At 50.2% G+C, this 20,003-nt stretch carries 15 protein-coding genes, 3 tRNA genes and 4 rRNA genes; 13 read left to right on the forward strand and 9 right to left on the reverse strand.

Translation table 11 applies throughout. From position 1 onward, the window contains the following. Positions 1–31: 31 nt before the first annotated feature. Together fmt and def are read right to left on the reverse strand one after the other, a co-directional pair. Positions 32–979, reverse strand: a complete 948-nt coding sequence (gene fmt, locus HBM92_RS02250; RefSeq protein ID WP_000004425.1) for a methionyl-tRNA formyltransferase — start codon at positions 977–979, stop codon at positions 32–34. 14 nt (positions 980–993) lie between these two features. Next, on the reverse strand, positions 994–1,503 hold the full coding sequence (gene def, locus HBM92_RS02255) for a peptide deformylase (protein WP_000114984.1): 510 nt from the start codon (positions 1,501–1,503) through the stop codon (positions 994–996). A gap of 129 nt (positions 1,504–1,632) precedes the next feature. On the opposite strand from def, the gene dprA reads away from it, so the two are divergent. The 6 genes from dprA to HBM92_RS02285 are packed head-to-tail and all read left to right on the forward strand — an operon-like array spanning position 1,633 to position 5,427. Continuing rightward, positions 1,633–2,757: a DNA-protecting protein DprA gene (gene dprA, locus HBM92_RS02260; RefSeq protein ID WP_000228508.1), complete on the forward strand. Its 1,125-nt coding sequence runs from the start codon at positions 1,633–1,635 to the stop codon at positions 2,755–2,757. Continuing rightward, a complete protein-coding gene (gene smg, locus HBM92_RS02265) occupies positions 2,729–3,202 on the forward strand; it encodes a DUF494 family protein Smg (protein WP_000460672.1) in 474 nt (157 codons plus the stop codon). Before dprA ends, smg begins: the two co-directional genes overlap by 29 nt. Positions 3,203–3,230: 28 nt before the next feature. Continuing rightward, a complete protein-coding gene (locus tag HBM92_RS02270; RefSeq protein ID WP_001312137.1) occupies positions 3,231–3,773 on the forward strand; it encodes a type I DNA topoisomerase in 543 nt (180 codons plus the stop codon). Positions 3,774–3,777: 4 nt separating this feature from the next. Then, positions 3,778–4,350: an L-threonylcarbamoyladenylate synthase type 1 TsaC gene (gene tsaC, locus HBM92_RS02275; protein WP_001296460.1), complete on the forward strand. Its 573-nt coding sequence runs from the start codon at positions 3,778–3,780 to the stop codon at positions 4,348–4,350. 4 nt (positions 4,351–4,354) lie between these two features. After that, the gene (gene aroE / locus HBM92_RS02280; protein WP_000451246.1) at positions 4,355–5,173 is read left to right on the forward strand and encodes a shikimate dehydrogenase; all 819 of its coding nucleotides are present in this window, start codon (positions 4,355–4,357) and stop codon (positions 5,171–5,173) included. Continuing rightward, positions 5,170–5,427, forward strand: coding sequence for a DUF1488 domain-containing protein (locus HBM92_RS02285; protein WP_001070581.1), 258 nt, complete (start codon positions 5,170–5,172; stop codon positions 5,425–5,427). The genes aroE and HBM92_RS02285 overlap by 4 nt, the downstream gene beginning before the upstream one ends. On the opposite strand, the gene HBM92_RS02290 is transcribed toward HBM92_RS02285, so the two are convergent. Next, positions 5,403–5,957: a gamma carbonic anhydrase family protein gene (locus tag HBM92_RS02290; RefSeq protein WP_001286206.1), complete on the reverse strand. Its 555-nt coding sequence runs from the start codon at positions 5,955–5,957 to the stop codon at positions 5,403–5,405. The two genes, HBM92_RS02285 and HBM92_RS02290, sit on opposite strands and share 25 nt — an antisense overlap. Positions 5,958–6,428: 471 nt before the next feature. On the opposite strand from HBM92_RS02290, the gene HBM92_RS02295 reads away from it, so the two are divergent. From HBM92_RS02295 to rrf (HBM92_RS02325), 7 genes are all read left to right on the forward strand, one after another. Next, positions 6,429–7,970, forward strand: a 16S ribosomal RNA gene (locus tag HBM92_RS02295). A gap of 68 nt (positions 7,971–8,038) precedes the next feature. Beyond that, positions 8,039–8,115: transfer RNA gene (locus HBM92_RS02300), tRNA-Ile, on the forward strand. A gap of 42 nt (positions 8,116–8,157) precedes the next feature. Next, a tRNA-Ala gene (locus tag HBM92_RS02305) sits at positions 8,158–8,233 on the forward strand. A gap of 183 nt (positions 8,234–8,416) precedes the next feature. Continuing rightward, positions 8,417–11,320: ribosomal RNA gene (locus tag HBM92_RS02310) — 23S ribosomal RNA — on the forward strand. A 95-nt stretch (positions 11,321–11,415) separates the two neighbouring features. Then, a 5S ribosomal RNA gene (gene rrf / locus HBM92_RS02315) occupies positions 11,416–11,531 on the forward strand. A 14-nt stretch (positions 11,532–11,545) separates the two neighbouring features. Next, positions 11,546–11,621 (forward strand) — tRNA-Thr (locus HBM92_RS02320). Positions 11,622–11,660: 39 nt separating this feature from the next. Next, positions 11,661–11,776: ribosomal RNA gene (gene rrf / locus HBM92_RS02325) — 5S ribosomal RNA — on the forward strand. Together the 16S, 23S and 5S rRNA genes with 3 tRNA genes alongside form the textbook arrangement of a ribosomal RNA operon. A 62-nt stretch (positions 11,777–11,838) precedes the next feature. Here the strand turns inward: rrf (HBM92_RS02325) and HBM92_RS02330 are convergent. The 6 genes from HBM92_RS02330 to acrF all read right to left on the reverse strand — a co-directional run bounded on the left by HBM92_RS02330 (position 11,839) and on the right by acrF (position 20,001). Further along, positions 11,839–12,597 (reverse strand): amino acid ABC transporter ATP-binding protein, encoded by a 759-nt coding sequence (locus HBM92_RS02330; RefSeq protein WP_000078346.1) that lies wholly within the window; start codon positions 12,595–12,597, stop codon positions 11,839–11,841. A gap of 7 nt (positions 12,598–12,604) precedes the next feature. Then, positions 12,605–13,708, reverse strand: a complete 1,104-nt coding sequence (locus HBM92_RS02335) for an amino acid ABC transporter permease (protein WP_001443220.1) — start codon at positions 13,706–13,708, stop codon at positions 12,605–12,607. A 9-nt stretch (positions 13,709–13,717) separates the two neighbouring features. Beyond that, positions 13,718–14,899, reverse strand: coding sequence for an amino acid ABC transporter permease (locus HBM92_RS02340; protein WP_001443219.1), 1,182 nt, complete (start codon positions 14,897–14,899; stop codon positions 13,718–13,720). Positions 14,900–14,966: 67 nt separating this feature from the next. Continuing rightward, positions 14,967–15,992, reverse strand: coding sequence for an amino acid ABC transporter substrate-binding protein (locus HBM92_RS02345; protein WP_000738586.1), 1,026 nt, complete (start codon positions 15,990–15,992; stop codon positions 14,967–14,969). A gap of 430 nt (positions 15,993–16,422) precedes the next feature. Next, positions 16,423–16,644: a membrane protein gene (locus tag HBM92_RS02350; RefSeq protein WP_000825647.1), complete on the reverse strand. Its 222-nt coding sequence runs from the start codon at positions 16,642–16,644 to the stop codon at positions 16,423–16,425. A 252-nt stretch (positions 16,645–16,896) separates the two neighbouring features. Next, on the reverse strand, positions 16,897–20,001 hold the full coding sequence (gene acrF / locus HBM92_RS02355) for a multidrug efflux RND transporter permease subunit AcrF (protein ID WP_001273256.1): 3,105 nt from the start codon (positions 19,999–20,001) through the stop codon (positions 16,897–16,899). Between the last annotated feature and the right edge of the window lie 2 nt (positions 20,002–20,003).

Raw genomic sequence — 20,003 nt, forward strand, 5'->3', positions numbered from 1 at the left:
CCGGTAAGACCGGGCTTAGAAGAGTGGACTATCAGGCCAGACGGTTGCCCGGTACAAACCATTCCCGACGAGAATTCAGGAGGTCTTGCACGCTCATCGCTTTCTTACCTGCAGGTTGCATTGAGAGCAGATTCAGGATGCCATCACCTGTCGCGACCTGAATGCCTTGTTTATTGGCTTCAAGGATTGTTCCTGGCGCAGCCTTTGTTGTCGTATCGATGACAGATGCTTTCCAGACTTTAACCGGCTGCCCTTCAATTTCCAGCCAGCTCATTGGCCATGGATTGAAAGCGCGAATGCAACGTTCAAGCTGTGCTGCCGAAAGTGACCAGTCAATACGCGCTTCTTCTTTACTCAACTTTTCGGCGTAAGTGACAAGAGTTTCGTCCTGAACTTCTGGTTTCGCCGTGCCGTCTGCCAGTTGTTTCAACGTAGTAATAAGCCCTTGTGGGCCAAGCTCTGCCAGTTTGTCGTACAGCGTACCACTGGTATCTTCTGCAGTAATCGGGCAGGAGAGCTTATAAAGCATGTCACCGGTGTCTAAACCAACATCCATTTGCATAATGGTCACACCAGTTTCTGCATCACCCGCCCATAGTGAGCGTTGGATTGGTGCAGCACCGCGCCAGCGTGGCAGCAGTGAACCATGAACGTTGATACAGCCAAGACGCGGCATCTCCAGCACAGCTTTAGGCAGAATTAAACCATAGGCGACGACGACCATAACATCAGCCTGCAGATCGGCGACCCGTTGCTGGTTTTCTTGTGGACGCAGGGAAACAGGTTGAAAAACGGGCAGACCTTTGTCCTCAGCCAGAACTTTAACCGGGCTGGGCATCAGTTTTTTACCGCGTCCTGCCGGTCGGTCTGGCTGGGTAAACACGCCAACGATGTTATGACCAGAAGACAACAGCGCGTCGAGATGACGCGCTGCAAAGTCAGGTGTACCCGCAAAAATAATACGTAGTGATTCTGACACGTTAATTCTTATCCTTAAGCCCGGGCTTTCAGACGATCCAGTTTTTCAACTTTCTGACGAATACGTTGTTGTTTCAGCGGTGACAGATAATCCATAAACAGTTTGCCGACCAGGTGATCCATCTCATGCTGAATACAGATGGCTAACAGACCGTCTGCTTCCAGTTCAAATGGTTTACCGTCGCGGTCCAGGGCGCGAATTTTAACTTTCTCTGCGCGTGGCACTAAAGCACGTTGTTCAGGGATCGACAGGCAACCTTCTTCAATGCCTGTTTCGCCGCTTTTTTCTAAAAGCTCCGGATTGATTAACACCAGCCGTTCGTCACGGTTTTCCGAAACATCAATTACAATGATACGTTGATGGATATCAACCTGGGTTGCCGCCAGGCCAATACCTTCTTCTGCGTACATCGTCTCGAACATATCATCGACGATACGCTGAATTTCTGCATTCACTTCTTCTACCGGTTTAGCAACTTTGCGAAGCCGCTCGTCCGGAATATGTAACACTTGCAAAACTGACATAAATCTCCAGAGATGTGTTCAGGAGTTAGAAAGATTATTTCTTCTATTCTAGACAAATCCCCCTCTGATTGACAGCATCACTGACCAATCGCAAAGATTGCTAAGGCTGCTTATGGCAGGGAGATAAGGATGGTCGATACAGAAATTTGGCTGCGTTTAATTAGCATCAGCAGCTTGTATGGCGATGATATGGTCCGTATAGCTCACTGGCTGGCAAAACAGTCGCATATTGATGCGGTTGTATTGCAGCAAACAGGGCTTACATTGCGGCAGGCACAACGCTTTCTTTCATTTCCGCGAAAGAGTATCGAAAGCTCACTTTGTTGGTTGGAGCAACCCAACCATCATTTAATCCCTGCGGACAGCGAATTTTATCCTCCTCAACTTCTGGCGACGACAGATTACCCCGGCGCACTGTTTGTTGAAGGAGAACTGCACGCGTTGCATTCATTTCAGCTTGCCGTAGTGGGGAGTCGGGCGCATTCATGGTATGGCGAGCGATGGGGACGATTATTTTGCGAAACTCTGGCGACGCGTGGAGTGACAATTACGAGTGGACTGGCGCGTGGAATCGATGGTGTGGCGCATAAAGCGGCCTTACAGGTAAATGGCGTTAGCATTGCTGTATTGGGGAATGGACTTAATACCATTCATCCCCGCCGCCATGCTCCACTGGCTGCCAGTCTACTTGAGCAAGGTGGTGCTCTCGTCTCGGAATTTCCCCTCGATGTTCCACCCCTTGCTTACAATTTCCCACGAAGAAATCGCATTATCAGTGGTCTAAGTAAAGGTGTACTGGTGGTGGAAGCGGCTTTGCGCAGTGGTTCGCTGGTGACAGCACGTTGTGCGCTTGAGCAGGGGCGTGAAGTTTTTGCTTTGCCAGGTCCAATAGGGAATCCGGGAAGCGAAGGGCCTCACTGGTTAATAAAACAAGGTGCGATTCTTGTGACGGAACCGGAAGAAATTCTGGAAAACTTGCAATTTGGATTGCACTGGTTGCCAGACGCCCCTGAAAATTCATTTTATTCACCAGATCAGGAAGACGTGGCATTGCCATTTCCTGAGCTCCTGGCTAACGTAGGAGATGAGGTAACACCTGTTGACGTCGTCGCTGAACGTGCCGGCCAACCTGTGCCAGAGGTAGTTACTCAACTACTCGAACTGGAGTTAGCAGGATGGATCGCAGCTGTACCCGGCGGCTATGTCCGATTGAGGAGGGCATGCCATGTTCGACGTACTAATGTATTTGTTTGAAACCTATATTCACACAGAAGCTGAGTTGCGTGTGGATCAAGACAAACTTGAACAGGATCTTACCGACGCAGGATTTGATCGAGAAGATATCTATAATGCCCTGCTTTGGCTGGAAAAGCTTGCGGATTATCAGGAAGGACTGGCAGAACCGATGCAACTGGCCTCTGATCCACTCTCCATGCGTATTTATACCCCTGAAGAGTGTGAAAGACTGGATGCCAGCTGTCGTGGTTTTCTGCTTTTCCTTGAGCAAATTCAGGTGCTTAACCTTGAAACCCGTGAAATGGTGATAGAGCGAGTGCTCGCGCTGGATACCGCTGAGTTCGACCTGGAAGACCTGAAATGGGTAATCCTGATGGTGTTGTTCAATATTCCGGGCTGCGAAAATGCGTACCAGCAAATGGAAGAATTACTCTTTGAAGTGAATGAAGGTATGCTGCATTAATCATTTCTTTAATTCAGCATAAGTAGTTATGGCGAAATCAGCACTGTTCACGGTGCGTAATAATGAGTCCTGCCCAAAGTGCGGGGCTGAACTAGTTATTCGATCCGGGAAACACGGTCCGTTTCTTGGATGCTCACAGTATCCGGCGTGTGACTACGTCCGTCCTCTGAAATCTTCAGCGGATGGACATATTGTCAAAGTTCTGGAGGGGCAGGTTTGCCCTGCATGTGGCGCAAATCTGGTATTACGCCAGGGACGCTTTGGTATGTTTATTGGTTGCAGTAACTACCCTGAATGCGAACATACCGAACTTATCGATAAACCGGACGAAACAGCAATTACATGCCCCCAATGCCGGACGGGCCATCTGGTTCAGCGCCGCTCCCGTTATGGCAAAACATTTCACTCCTGTGATCGCTACCCGGAGTGTCAATTTGCCATTAACTTCAAACCCATAGCTGGAGAATGCCCTGAGTGCCATTATCCGCTACTCATCGAAAAGAAAACCGCGCAGGGTGTAAAACACTTTTGTGCCAGTAAACAATGTGGAAAGCCGATTTCGGCGGAATAATAACGTGAATAATAACCTGCAAGGAGACGCTATCGCAGCTGCGATAGATGTCCTCAATGAAGAACGTGTCATCGCCTATCCAACGGAAGCCGTTTTCGGTGTCGGGTGCGATCCTGATAGCGAAACAGCAGTGATGAGACTGTTGGAGTTAAAACGGCGTCCGGTTGATAAGGGGCTGATTTTAATCGCGGCAAATTACGAGCAGCTTAAACCCTATATTGATGACACCATGCTGACTGACGCGCAGCGTGAAACCATTTTTTCCCGCTGGCCAGGTCCTGTCACCTTTGTCTTTCCCGCGCCTGCGACAACACCGCGCTGGTTGACGGGCCGCTTTGATTCGCTTGCTGTACGAGTCACCGACCATCCGTTGGTGGTTGCTTTGTGCCAGGCTTATGGTAAACCGCTGGTTTCTACCAGTGCCAACTTGAGTGGATTGCCACCTTGTCGAACAGTAGACGAAGTTCGCGCACAATTTGGCGCTGCGTTCCCGGTTGTGCCTGGTGAAACGGGGGGGCGTTTAAATCCTTCAGAAATCCGCGATGCCCTGACGGGTGAACTGTTTCGACAGGGGTAACATAATGGAAACCTATGCTGTTTTTGGTAATCCGATAGCCCACAGCAAATCGCCATTCATTCATCAGCAATTTGCTCAGCAACTGAATATTGAACATCCCTATGGGCGTGTGTTGGCACCCATCAATGATTTCATCAACACACTGAACACTTTCTTTAGTGCTGGTGGTAAAGGTGCGAATGTGACGGTACCTTTTAAAGAAGAGGCTTTTGCCAGAGCGGATGAGCTTACTGAACGGGCAGCGTTGGCTGGTGCTGTTAATACCCTCAAGCGGTTAGAAGATGGACGCCTGCTGGGTGACAATACCGATGGTATAGGTTTGTTAAGCGATCTGGAACGTCTGTCTTTTATCCGTCCTGGTTTACGTATTCTGCTCATTGGCGCTGGTGGAGCATCTCGCGGCGTACTACTGCCACTCCTTTCCCTGGACTGTGCGGTGACAATCACTAATCGGACGGTATCCCGCGCGGAAGAGTTGGCTAAATTGTTTGCGCACACTGGCAGTATTCACGCGTTGGGTATGGACGAACTGGAAGGTCATGAGTTTGATCTCATTATTAATGCAACATCCAGTGGCATCAGTGGTGATATTCCGGCGATCCCGCCATCGCTCATTCATCCAGGCATTTATTGCTATGACATGTTCTATCAGAAAGGAAAAACTCCTTTTCTGGCATGGTGTGAGCAGCGAGGCTCAAAACGTACTGCTGATGGTTTAGGAATGCTGGTGGCACAAGCGGCTCATGCCTTCCTTCTTTGGCATGGCGTTCTGCCTGATGTAGAACCGGTCATCAAACTATTGCAACAGGAGTTGTCAGCGTGAATCAGGCCATCCAGTTTCCGGATAGGGAAGAGTGGAACGAGAGTAAAAAATGTGTATGTTTTCCCGCTCTCGTGAATGGTATGCAACTGACATGTGCGATCTCTGGCGAGAGTCTGGCGTATCGCTTTACTGGAGATACGCCAGAACAGTGGTTAGCGAGTTTTCGTCAGCATCGCTGGGACCTGGAAGAAGAAGCGGAAAACTTAATTCAGGAACAAAGTGAAGATGATCAAGGTTGGGTGTGGTTACCCTGATCCATATATTCGTCCTTCCATTTCACGTAGTTATTTGCGGAATAGCGTAACCCAGCCTTCTCTTCATCACTTAACGGGCGGATCTGTTTGACGGGGCTACCGAGATACAGATATCCGCTCTCCAGCCGTTTATTTTGTGGGACCAGGCTACCCGCACCAATCATCACATCATCTTCTACTATTGCGCCATCAAGTAAAATTGAGCCCATCCCAACCAAAACTCGATTGCCAATGGTGCAGCCGTGGAGCATCACCTTGTGACCAACAGTGACATCTTCGCCAATGGTTAATGGGTTGCCAGCTGGGTTGTACGAGGATTTATGAGTGACATGCAACATACTGCCATCCTGGATATTGGTGCGTGCTCCGATCTGTACATAATGTACATCTCCACGAATCACAACGAGCGGCCAGATCCCCACATCATCAGCCAGACGAACGTCACCAATCACGACGCTGCTATCGTCGATCATTACGCGCTGACCGATTTGTGGAAAAAGATCGCGGTATGGGCGTAAAACATCAGACATACTCACCTCAACAATAAATGATTTACTAATGACTTTGGGTACATTATTGGCCTTGTGCAAGTCTTTTAGTATGCAAAAAAGCACCGTTTTGTGTGCGAATGCAGCAAAAAGGGTGAAAAAACAACAAACAGAAAAAAAGATCAAAAAAGTACTTGTGCAAAAAATTGGGATCCCTATAATGCGCCTCCGTTGAGACGACAACGTGAAACACTTCACAAGATAGTCGTAACAACAAAGAGAAAAATCCTGAAATTCAGGGTTGACTCTGAGAGAGGAAAGCGTAATATACGCCACCTCGCGACAGTGAGCTGAAAGCCGCGTCGCAACTGCTCTTTAACAATTTATCAGACAATCTGTGTGGGCACTCGAAGATACGGATTCTTGACGTCGCAAGACGAAAAATGAATACCAAGTCTCAGGAGTGAACACGTAATTCATTACGAAGTTTAATTCTTTGAGCATCAAACTTTTAAATTGAAGAGTTTGATCATGGCTCAGATTGAACGCTGGCGGCAGGCCTAACACATGCAAGTCGAACGGTAACAGGAAGCAGCTTGCTGCTTTGCTGACGAGTGGCGGACGGGTGAGTAATGTCTGGGAAACTGCCTGATGGAGGGGGATAACTACTGGAAACGGTAGCTAATACCGCATAACGTCGCAAGACCAAAGAGGGGGACCTTCGGGCCTCTTGCCATCGGATGTGCCCAGATGGGATTAGCTAGTAGGTGGGGTAAAGGCTCACCTAGGCGACGATCCCTAGCTGGTCTGAGAGGATGACCAGCCACACTGGAACTGAGACACGGTCCAGACTCCTACGGGAGGCAGCAGTGGGGAATATTGCACAATGGGCGCAAGCCTGATGCAGCCATGCCGCGTGTATGAAGAAGGCCTTCGGGTTGTAAAGTACTTTCAGCGGGGAGGAAGGGAGTAAAGTTAATACCTTTGCTCATTGACGTTACCCGCAGAAGAAGCACCGGCTAACTCCGTGCCAGCAGCCGCGGTAATACGGAGGGTGCAAGCGTTAATCGGAATTACTGGGCGTAAAGCGCACGCAGGCGGTTTGTTAAGTCAGATGTGAAATCCCCGGGCTCAACCTGGGAACTGCATCTGATACTGGCAAGCTTGAGTCTCGTAGAGGGGGGTAGAATTCCAGGTGTAGCGGTGAAATGCGTAGAGATCTGGAGGAATACCGGTGGCGAAGGCGGCCCCCTGGACGAAGACTGACGCTCAGGTGCGAAAGCGTGGGGAGCAAACAGGATTAGATACCCTGGTAGTCCACGCCGTAAACGATGTCGACTTGGAGGTTGTGCCCTTGAGGCGTGGCTTCCGGAGCTAACGCGTTAAGTCGACCGCCTGGGGAGTACGGCCGCAAGGTTAAAACTCAAATGAATTGACGGGGGCCCGCACAAGCGGTGGAGCATGTGGTTTAATTCGATGCAACGCGAAGAACCTTACCTGGTCTTGACATCCACGGAAGTTTTCAGAGATGAGAATGTGCCTTCGGGAACCGTGAGACAGGTGCTGCATGGCTGTCGTCAGCTCGTGTTGTGAAATGTTGGGTTAAGTCCCGCAACGAGCGCAACCCTTATCCTTTGTTGCCAGCGGTCCGGCCGGGAACTCAAAGGAGACTGCCAGTGATAAACTGGAGGAAGGTGGGGATGACGTCAAGTCATCATGGCCCTTACGACCAGGGCTACACACGTGCTACAATGGCGCATACAAAGAGAAGCGACCTCGCGAGAGCAAGCGGACCTCATAAAGTGCGTCGTAGTCCGGATTGGAGTCTGCAACTCGACTCCATGAAGTCGGAATCGCTAGTAATCGTGGATCAGAATGCCACGGTGAATACGTTCCCGGGCCTTGTACACACCGCCCGTCACACCATGGGAGTGGGTTGCAAAAGAAGTAGGTAGCTTAACCTTCGGGAGGGCGCTTACCACTTTGTGATTCATGACTGGGGTGAAGTCGTAACAAGGTAACCGTAGGGGAACCTGCGGTTGGATCACCTCCTTACCTTAAAGAAGCGTACTTTGCAGTGCTCACACAGATTGTCTGATGAAAATGAGCAGTAAAACCTCTACAGGCTTGTAGCTCAGGTGGTTAGAGCGCACCCCTGATAAGGGTGAGGTCGGTGGTTCAAGTCCACTCAGGCCTACCAAATTTGCACCGCAAATTTGAAGAGGTTTTAACTACATGTTATGGGGCTATAGCTCAGCTGGGAGAGCGCCTGCTTTGCACGCAGGAGGTCTGCGGTTCGATCCCGCATAGCTCCACCATCTCTGTAGTGATTAAATAAAAAATACTTCAGAGTGTACCTGCAAAGGTTCACTGCGAAGTTTTGCTCTTTAAAAATCTGGATCAAGCTGAAAATTGAAACACTGAACAACGAGAGTTGTTCGTGAGTCTCTCAAATTTTCGCAACACGATGATGAATCGCAAGAAACATCTTCGGGTTGTGAGGTTAAGCGACTAAGCGTACACGGTGGATGCCCTGGCAGTCAGAGGCGATGAAGGACGTGCTAATCTGCGATAAGCGTCGGTGAGGTGATATGAACCGTTATAACCGGCGATTTCCGAATGGGGAAACCCAGTGTGTTTCGACACACTATCATTAACTGAATCCATAGGTTAATGAGGCGAACCGGGGGAACTGAAACATCTAAGTACCCCGAGGAAAAGAAATCAACCGAGATTCCCCCAGTAGCGGCGAGCGAACGGGGAGGAGCCCAGAGCCTGAATCAGTGTGTGTGTTAGTGGAAGCGTCTGGAAAGGCGTGCGATACAGGGTGACAGCCCCGTACACAAAAATGCACATATTGTGAGCTCGATGAGTAGGGCGGGACACGTGGTATCCTGTCTGAATATGGGGGGACCATCCTCCAAGGCTAAATACTCCTGACTGACCGATAGTGAACCAGTACCGTGAGGGAAAGGCGAAAAGAACCCCGGCGAGGGGAGTGAAAAAGAACCTGAAACCGTGTACGTACAAGCAGTGGGAGCCTCTTAATGGGGTGACTGCGTACCTTTTGTATAATGGGTCAGCGACTTATATTCTGTAGCAAGGTTAACCGAATAGGGGAGCCGAAGGGAAACCGAGTCTTAACTGGGCGTTAAGTTGCAGGGTATAGACCCGAAACCCGGTGATCTAGCCATGGGCAGGTTGAAGGTTGGGTAACACTAACTGGAGGACCGAACCGACTAATGTTGAAAAATTAGCGGATGACTTGTGGCTGGGGGTGAAAGGCCAATCAAACCGGGAGATAGCTGGTTCTCCCCGAAAGCTATTTAGGTAGCGCCTCGTGAATTCATCTCCGGGGGTAGAGCACTGTTTCGGCAAGGGGGTCATCCCGACTTACCAACCCGATGCAAACTGCGAATACCGGAGAATGTTATCACGGGAGACACACGGCGGGTGCTAACGTCCGTCGTGAAGAGGGAAACAACCCAGACCGCCAGCTAAGGTCCCAAAGTCATGGTTAAGTGGGAAACGATGTGGGAAGGCCCAGACAGCCAGGATGTTGGCTTAGAAGCAGCCATCATTTAAAGAAAGCGTAATAGCTCACTGGTCGAGTCGGCCTGCGCGGAAGATGTAACGGGGCTAAACCATGCACCGAAGCTGCGGCAGCGACACTATGTGTTGTTGGGTAGGGGAGCGTTCTGTAAGCCTGTGAAGGTGGCCTGTGAGGGTTGCTGGAGGTATCAGAAGTGCGAATGCTGACATAAGTAACGATAAAGCGGGTGAAAAGCCCGCTCGCCGGAAGACCAAGGGTTCCTGTCCAACGTTAATCGGGGCAGGGTGAGTCGACCCCTAAGGCGAGGCCGAAAGGCGTAGTCGATGGGAAACAGGTTAATATTCCTGTACTTGGTGTTACTGCGAAGGGGGGACGGAGAAGGCTATGTTGGCCGGGCGACGGTTGTCCCGGTTTAAGCGTGTAGGCTGGTTTTCCAGGCAAATCCGGAAAACCAAGGCTGAGGCGTGATGACGAGGCACTACGGTGCTGAAGCGACAAATGCCCTGCTTCCAGGAAAAGCCTCTAAGCATCAGGTAACATCAAATCGTACCCAAAACCGACACAGGTGGTCAGGTAGAGAATACCAAGGCGCTTGAGAGAACTCGGGTGAAGGAACTAGGCAAAATGGTGCCGTAACTTCGGGAGAAGGCACGCTGATATGTAGGTGAAGCGACTTGCTCGTGGAGCTGAAATCAGTCGAAGATACCAGCTGGCTGCAACTGTTTATTAAAAACACAGCACTGTGCAAACACGAAAGTGGACGTATACGGTGTGACGCCTGCCCGGTGCCGGAAGGTTAATTGATGGGGTTAGCGGTAACGCGAAGCTCTTGATCGAAGCCCCGGTAAACGGCGGCCGTAACTATAACGGTCCTAAGGTAGCGAAATTCCTTGTCGGGTAAGTTCCGACCTGCACGAATGGCGTAATGATGGCCAGGCTGTCTCCACCCGAGACTCAGTGAAATTGAACTCGCTGTGAAGATGCAGTGTACCCGCGGCAAGACGGAAAGACCCCGTGAACCTTTACTATAGCTTGACACTGAACATTGAGCCTTGATGTGTAGGATAGGTGGGAGGCTTTGAAGTGTGGACGCCAGTCTGCATGGAGCCGACCTTGAAATACCACCCTTTAATGTTTGATGTTCTAACGTTGGCCCGTAATCCGGGTTGCGGACAGTGTCTGGTGGGTAGTTTGACTGGGGCGGTCTCCTCCTAAAGAGTAACGGAGGAGCACGAAGGTTGGCTAATCCTGGTCGGACATCAGGAGGTTAGTGCAATGGCATAAGCCAGCTTGACTGCGAGCGTGACGGCGCGAGCAGGTGCGAAAGCAGGTCATAGTGATCCGGTGGTTCTGAATGGAAGGGCCATCGCTCAACGGATAAAAGGTACTCCGGGGATAACAGGCTGATACCGCCCAAGAGTTCATATCGACGGCGGTGTTTGGCACCTCGATGTCGGCTCATCACATCCTGGGGCTGAAGTAGGTCCCAAGGGTATGGCTGTTCGCCATTTAAAGTGGTACGCGAGCTGGGTTTAGAACGTCGTGAGACAGTTCGGTCCCTATCTGCCGTGGGCGCTGGAGAACTGAGGGGGGCTGCTCCTAGTACGAGAGGACCGGAGTGGACGCATCACTGGTGTTCGGGTTGTCATGCCAATGGCACTGCCCGGTAGCTAAATGCGGAAGAGATAAGTGCTGAAAGCATCTAAGCACGAAACTTGCCCCGAGATGAGTTCTCCCTGACTCCTTGAGGGTCCTGAAGGAACGTTGAAGACGACGACGTTGATAGGCCGGGTGTGTAAGCGCAGCGATGCGTTGAGCTAACCGGTACTAATGAACCGTGAGGCTTAACCTTACAACGCCGAAGATGTTTTGGCGGATGAGAGAAGATTTTCAGCCTGATACAGATTAGATTAACCGGCGACAAGCGGGTTAATGAAACAGAATTTGCCTGGCGGCCTTAGCGCGGTGGTCCCACCTGACCCCATGCCGAACTCAGAAGTGAAACGCCGTAGCGCCGATGGTAGTGTGGGGTCTCCCCATGCGAGAGTAGGGAACTGCCAGGCATCAAATTTAGCGTGCTGATATGGCTCAGTTGGTAGAGCGCACCCTTGGTAAGGGTGAGGTCCCCAGTTCGACTCTGGGTATCAGCACCACTTTTTAGGTTAAAGTTCGGCAGATTAGAAAAGAATTTGTCTGGCGGCAGTAGCGCGGTGGTCCCACCTGACCCCATGCCGAACTCAGAAGTGAAACGCCGTAGCGCCGATGGTAGTGTGGGGTCTCCCCATGCGAGAGTAGGGAACTGCCAGACATCAAATCAAGCGAAAGGCCATCCGAAAGGATGGCCTTTTTGCTTTTCGAACTAACATTCAATTAATGGATTACCTGCGATAAAAATGCCCTCGTACGCTCTGATTTAGGATGCGCAAAAAATTCATTAGGTGCAGCTTGCTCCACTATTTCCCCACGATCCATAAAAATCACCCGGTCAGCGACGGTTCGTGCAAACCCCATCTCATGTGTTACACACAACATTGTCATACCCGACTGCGCCAGCCCAATCATCGTATCCAGCACCTCTTTCACCATCTCAGGATCGAGCGCCGACGTTGGCTCATCAAACAACATAATTTTCGGCTTCATACACAGCGAACGTGCTATGGCAACACGTTGCTGCTGACCACCAGAAATCTGTCCGGGAAACTTCTGGGCATGTTCGGCAATTCTCACCCGCTCAAGGTAATGCATCGCCAGAGCTTCAGCCTCTTTCTTTGGCATCTTGCGTACCCAAATCGGTGCCAGGGTACAGTTCTGCAACACGGTCAGATGAGGGAAGAGATTGAAATGCTGAAAGACCATTCCCACTTCCTGCCTGACGCGCTCAATATTGCGGATATCTTCATTAAGTTCGATGCCATCCACCACGATCCGTCCCTGTTGATGTTCTTCCAGATGATTAATACAACGAATGGTTGTCGATTTACCGGAACCAGAAGGGCCACACAGAACGATCCGTTCTCCCGGTTGCACGGTTAAATTTATATTTTTCAAAACATGGAATTGTCCATACCATTTATTGACGTTTTCCAGCGTAATCATCGCGTTAGCAGGTTGCAGTAAAATTTGGCTCATAGTGTCCTCAATGCGGTGTACGCCCGGTGTTAAAACGTTTTTCCAGATGTTGGCTATAACGTGACATGCTGAAACAGAAGATCCAGTAGATCAGCGCGGCGAAAACATACCCTTCCGTCGACATACCCAACCAGGCGGGATCAACGGTTGCCTGCTGAACGCTACTGAAAAGATCGAACAACCCGATGATGATCACCAGGCTGGTATCTTTGAAGAGTGCGATGATGGTATTTACCAGCCCAGGAATCACCAGCTTCAACGCCTGTGGCATAATAACCAGCCCCTGGGTTTTCCAGTAACCCAACGCCAGCGACTCTGCCGCTTCATATTGCCCTTTAGGCAGCGCCTGTAATCCGCCTCGCACGACTTCCGCAACATATGCTGACTGAAACAGGATCACGCCAACCAGCGCGCGGATCAATTTGTCGATACTGGTGTCTTCTGCCATAAACAACGGCAGCATGACCGAAGACATAAACAATACGGTAATCAGCGGTACGCCGCGCCAGAACTCGATAAAAATGACCGATAAGATACGCACAATCGGCATATGGGAGCGGCGACCTAACGCCAGTAAGATCCCCCACGGCAGCGCCCCCGCAATCCCAACTGATGCAATAATTAAAGTTAGCGTCAGCCCGCCCCATTGCCGGGTTTCAACCCGCTCAAGACCAAGAAACCCGCCATACATCAGCCACCAGACAATCAGTGGGTAAATCACCGCCCATACCGCAATATAGCGACCGCGATACGGGAGTATTTTCCAGAACATTGGTGCGATCGACACAAGCCCAATCAGTAATGCGAGGTTAATTCGCCAGCGTTGGTCGTGTGGGTAAAGCCCATACATAAACTGACCAAATCGTTCGTGGATGAAGACCCAACAGGCACCGGCTTTTGTGCAGTCGGCACGCGTTGAGCCAACCCAGTTAGCCTGCAAAAATGCCCAGTTCAGCAACGGTGGGATCAGTTCCCACATCAACCATATGCAGCCAATAGTCAGTAGGCTATTGCTCAAGCTGGAGAACAGATTTTTTCGCACCCACACCATCGCGCGGCTTGAGTTATGGCTCGCCGGGCGCGGGGGATGAGACAGCAATACTTTTGTCATCATGACTCCTTAGCGTTCAACGATCGCGATGCGGCGGTTATAGATATTCATCAGCAGCGAGATAGTCAGGCTGATAATCAGATAGACCGACATGGTCATGGCTATCGTCTCGATGGCTTGCCCCGTCTGGTTCAGCACGGTGCCAGCAAACAGCGAAACCATATCGGGATAGCCAATCGCGGCGGCAAGAGAGGAGTTTTTGACGATGTTGAGATACTGGCTGGTTAACGGTGGAATAATCACCCGCAGTGCCTGGGGAATAATGACCTGGCGTAGCGTAACCGGGTTGGGTAATCCCAGTGACCGAGCAGCTTCATGTTGACCATAAGGCACTGCCTGGATCCCAGCGCGGATAATCTCGGCGATAAATGCAGAGGTATAAACCGAAAGTGCCAGCGTTAAGGCTGCCAGTTCAGGAATTAAAACCATCCCGCCGCGGAAGTTAAAGCCTCGTAGGGCTGGGACATCCCAGTGTAGTGCTGCGCCAAAAAGCCATTGCGCCAGTAAAGGCAAACCAATGATCAACACTGCGGCGATCGGCCAGGTGCGGCGCAGCTGTCCGGTCTTTATCTGGTGTGTTTTATTAAAGCGGAATAGCCCAACAGAAAGGACTATAGCTATAACAACAGCCAGGATAAACGCAAGAAACCTATCTCCCAGCTGCGGCGACGGAATATAAAGCCCACGATTGCTCAGAAACACCAAATCCAGTGCGCTCACTGCCTGTCGTGGTCCGGGCAAATTGCGCAATACGGCAAAGTACCAGAAGAAGATTTGCAGCAATGGCGGAATATTACGGAAGATCTCAATATAAATTGTGGAAAGCTTTCGTAGCAGCCAGTTATCCGAAAGTCTCGCCAGACCGATAAAGAAGCCCAAAACAGAAGCGAACACAATACACAATGCAGAAACCAGTAGCGTATTGAGCAGGCCGACAATAAAAACGCGTCCGTAAGTGTCGCCTTGCTGATAATCAATCAAATGCTGAACGATGCCAAAACCGGCCCCGCGGTCAAGAAAAGCAAATCCTGATGTTATGCCGCGATTACTGAGATTCGTTACAGTGTTGTGAAATAACCAACCAATAATGCCGACAACAGCAACAACGGCAAGGATCTGGAATAACCAGGCGCGAACCGTAGGGTTGGCAAAAGAGAGTGAGCCTTTAACGGTTGAGCGGCGATGAGACATAGAAACCTCGGAAAGCATAACGCTGAAGAGAGCGCCGCCGTAGCGACGCTCGTTACCTCACACCGACTTAACGCACGGGCGGCGCGTACTGAATACCGCCGTTATTCCATAGATTATTTTGCCCACGTTTAATTTTCAGCGGGCTTTCTGAACCTACGTTACGCTCGAAAATTTCCGAGTAGTTACCCACCTGTTTGATGATGTTAAAGGCCCATTTATTATCCAGCTTCAGATCCTTGCCGTAATCGCCTTCTTTACCCAGCAGATGTGCCATATCAGGCGTTGCTGGATTAGCCGCTTTTTCATCGACGTTCTGGGAATTGATGCCCATCTCTTCAGCATTCAGCATGGCGAAAAGCGTCCAGCGTACAATCGAGAACCATTCATCATCGCCACGACGAACTACCGGCCCAAGTGGTTCTTTAGAGATAACTTCCGGTAAGACAATCCATTCAGTTGGGTTGCTTAATTTGATGCGCAGGGCATACAGTTGTGATTGATCCGAGGCCAGAGTATCGCAGCGGCCCGATTCCAGAGCCTTCGCTGATTCGTCTGAGCGATCGAAGGTTACTGGCGTGTACTTCATATTATTTGCCTTGAAGTAATCGGCGACGTTGAGTTCGGTATCAGTCCCCGCCTGAATGCAGACGGTAGCGCCATCCAGTTCTTTCGCGCTTTTTAGCCCCGCTTTATCGTGCGTCAGGAAGCCAATGCCGTCGTAATAAGTGACGCCAGTAAATGCCATTCCCATCCCGGCATCGCGAGATGAAGTCCAGGTCGTATTACGGGAGAGCAAATCCACCTCCCCTGACTGTAAAGCGGTGAAGCGTTCTTTTGCAGTGAGCGGGGTATATTTCACTTTCGTATCGTCACCGAATACAGCAGCGGCAACGCCACGACAAACATCTACATCAATACCTGAAAACTTACCGTCAGCATCGGCATAAGAGAACCCAGGTAATCCATCACTGATCCCGCATTGCACAAAACCTTTTTTCTGAACGGCATCAAGCGTCGCGCCAGCATGCGCCTGATTTGCAACGGCAAGCAGCACGCTGGCGGCAGCCAGTGTGGCTATCATCATCTTTTTCATAATGCTTCCTGTGAGGCGAAAATTATCGTTATAGGACGTTTGGGAAACGTCTTTTACCTGTCTGTGGCCATCCTCTTATAAGCAAAAGTAGTGCCAGCTTTTGCGCACGATTTCGCGTCGCAATAAGCTGAGTGTAGACAGGAAATAATAAAAACAGCGCCCCGCAATGGTGCGAAAATGGAACATGCGCCACATTTTGGCGCAAAATATTTACGCGTTTTTTACTAAGCAGAATAATGATTATTAGCGTGAGTATATTTCTGGTGGGATGTGTGAAAGTTAAATTGATGCGTTATTTCGAAAGCAGCGAAATAACGTGATATAACATGCTAAATCAGCAGGGAATTACCCAGCAGAATATAGCAATATTTTATCTTATGGAAAGATACTGTATCGTTAAAAAGAGCGCGGAGCTCCGCGCCCTGTTTAGTTATTTCGACAGAGCGATGATCCCCATCGTCAGGCCAGCAACAGCTGCTGCCCCGCCGGCAATAGCCCCAGCCGTTTCCCAGTTATCCTGAGTCGTGCCTTTCATACAGGTATTGGTGTGAACCAGACGACCCTGATCGTCATAAACCGGAACGCAGGGCGAATCGTGAGCACAGCCCGCCAGCAATGCGGTGAGCAATGTCACAGGAATTAATCTTTTCATGGTGTTACCTCAGTAATAAACGCTAACGCTTAATAAGTTAACTCTCTTATTAACGAGCTGAATGCCATTTTATCACTGGAGGTTATAAATCTTGCGGAATGAATAATGACAATTTATGTGAATTGTAAAAATAGTGAAGGGAGCGGGAACTATAGAAAGTTTTTAAAGAGTGAGAAGAAGAATATCTTATTAATTTTTATGGGGTTCACTGAAAATAAAAAAGGCGCCTGAAAGCGCCTTTATGTTTCTGATTTATCCTTTAAAGCATCGACGGATCACCACAAAGAACACTGGCACGAAGAAGATTGCCAGCAACGTTGCAGAGACCATTCCGCCCATTACCCCGATACCGACTGCGTTTTGCGCGCCACTGCCGGCCCCGTTACTGATAGCCAGCGGTAATACGCCGAGAATAAAGGCGAGAGAGGTCATCAGGATAGGACGCAGACGCATACGTACTGCCATTAGTGTCGCTTCAACAACACCTTTACCCTCTTTCTCCATGAGATCTTTAGCGAACTCAACAATCAAAATAGCGTTTTTGGCCGACAAGCCAATTGTCGTTAGCAAGCCCACCATAAAGTAGACGTCATTTTTTTGATTAAAGAGTGTTGCCGCCAGTAGCACGCCGACAATCCCTAACGGCACGACCAACATAACCGAGACAGGAATTGACCAGCTTTCATAGAGTGCAGCAAGGCACAGGAAAACAACCACAAAGGAAATTGCTACCAGAGCGGGAGCCTGGTTTCCCGATAAACGTTCCTGATATGACATACCCGTCCAGTCATAACCAATGCCCGCCGGTAATTTTGACGCAAGGTTTTCCATCAACGCCATAGCATCGCCGGAACTGGTTCCTGGCGCGGCTTCCCCCTGAATCTCCATTGACGGCAGACCGTTGTAGCGTTCCAGTCGCGGAGAGCCATACACCCAATGTGAAGTGGTAAAGGCAGAGAATGGCACCATTTCGCCGTTGGCGCTGCGGACATAAAGTTTATCGACATCTTCTGGCAGCATACGGAATTTGGCATCCGCCTGAACATACACCTTTTTCACGCGACCACGGTCGATGAAGTCGTTAACGTAAGTCCCACCCAACGCCGTTGAAATGGTCTGATTGATGTCAGAAAGTGAAACACCTAATGCCTGCGCCTTTTCCTGGTCAACTTCCAGTTTAAACTGCGCGGTGTCTTCCAGGCCATTAGGGCGCACGCTGACTAAGCTGGCAGGATGTTGCGCCGCCATGCCAAGCAACTGGTTACGGGCCTGGGTCAGGGCATCGTGACCCAGCCCAGCCTGATCAATTAACTCAAAGTCGAAACCCGTTGCCGTGCCCAGTTCAACAATGGCTGGCATATTAAATGGAATGACAAAACCGTCGCGGATCTTGCCCAATTCCATTTTGGCACGATGGATTACTGCTTCCGCACTGTTTTCGTCACCACTACGCTCTTCCCACGGTTTCAGACTGACGAAGGCCATACCGGCGTTTTGTGCCTGGCCGCTGAAGCTAAAGCCGTTAACTGTAAAGACACTTTCAACGTTCGCTTTCTCGTTCTTCAGATAGTAATCCGTCACTTGATCCAACACTTTTTGCGTCCGCTCTTGCGTCGCGCCAGCGGGTAACTGAATCATGGTCAGAAAGACACCCTGATCCTCTTCAGGTAAGAAGGAAGACGGAAGACGTAAAAACAACACCACCATTCCTGCAACAATCAGCGCATAGATCAGTAAATATCGCCCTGTGGAACCGAGGATTTTGCCAACGCTATTGGTGTAGTGATTAACGCTATGATCGAAAGTGGTGTTAAACCAGCCGAAGAATCCTCCCTTATTTTCGTGATGCTCGGCAGAGACTGGTTTCAGCAATGTTGCACATAACGCGGGGGTGAGAATCAGCGCAACCAGTACTGAAAGCGCCATTGCTGAAACAATAGTGATAGAGAACTGGCGATAAATTGCCCCTGTTGAGCCACCGAAGAATGCCATCGGAATAAATACCGCCGACAGTACCATCGCGATACCTACCAGCGCGCCCTGGATTTGCGACATCGATTTTTCCGTCGCTTCTCTGGGGGGGAGTTTATCCTCCATCATTACGCGCTCGACGTTCTCCACAACGACTATCGCATCATCAACAAGAAGTCCGATGGCAAGTACCATCCCAAACATCGTTAGCGTATTGATGGAGTAACCAAAAGCGGCGAGTATGGCAAATGTCCCTAACAACACGACAGGTACAGCAATGGTGGGTATCAATGTTGCCCGCATGTTCTGCAAGAACAGATACATCACCAGGAATACCAGCATAATGGCTTCGAACAGCGTTTTCACCACTTCCTGGATAGAAAGCTGGACGAAAGGCGTGGTGTCATAAGGGTAAAGAACCTTCATTCCCTGCGGGAAGAATGGCTGTAATTCCGCCAGTTTTGCCTTAATGGCTTTCGCGGTATCGAGAGCATTCGCGCCGGTTGCCAGCTTAATCCCCAGGCCCGCCGCCGGTTTTCCGTTGATGCGAGCGATAACGTTATAGTTTTCACCGCCAAGTTCAACCCGTGCGACATCTTTCAGACGCACCACCGAGCCGTCACTGTTTACGCGCAGGGTCACTTTGCCGAATTCTTCCGGATTTTTTAACCGCGTCTGAGCAATAATCGAGGCGTTCAACTGTTGCCCTGGTAACGCTGGCGTTCCGCCCAACTGTCCGGCAGCGATCTGATCGTTCTGTACCTTCAACTGGTTAATCACATCAACCGGTGTCAGTTTATATTTGTTTAGCAGATCGGCGTCCAGCCAGATACGCATCGCATACTGTGCGCCGAAAAGCTGTACGTCACCGACGCCATTCAGACGGCTAAGCGTATCTTTAACGTTAGAGGCCACATAGTCCGAGATATCGTCCTGTGTGGTGCCAGGGTTATCAGAGACAAAGCCCGCCACCATCAAATAGCTGCTACTGGACTTTTCAACACTGATCCCCTGCTGCTGAACCTCCTGCGGCAGCAACGGCGTGGCGAGCTGGAGTTTGTTCTGCACCTGTACTTGCGCGATATCAGGATCGGTCCCGGACTGGAAGGTAAGGGTAATTGTCACGCTACCGGCGGAATCGCTGGTGGAGGACATATACATCAGGTTATCGATACCGTTCATATTCTGTTCGATAACCTGCGTCACTGTATCCTGCACGGTCTGCGCATCAGCACCCGGATAGTTTGCCGAAACAGAAACCGCAGGCGGCGCAATGGTTGGATACTGGGCGACGGGCAATTGTAGGATCGCCAGTGCGCCCGCCATCATCAGAATAATGGCCAGCACCCATGCAAATATCGGTCGTCGAATAAAAAAGTTTGCCATGT

Source organism: Escherichia sp. E.sYA108 (genome assembly GCF_011754335.1).
GTDB lineage: Bacteria > Pseudomonadota > Gammaproteobacteria > Enterobacterales > Enterobacteriaceae > Escherichia > Escherichia coli.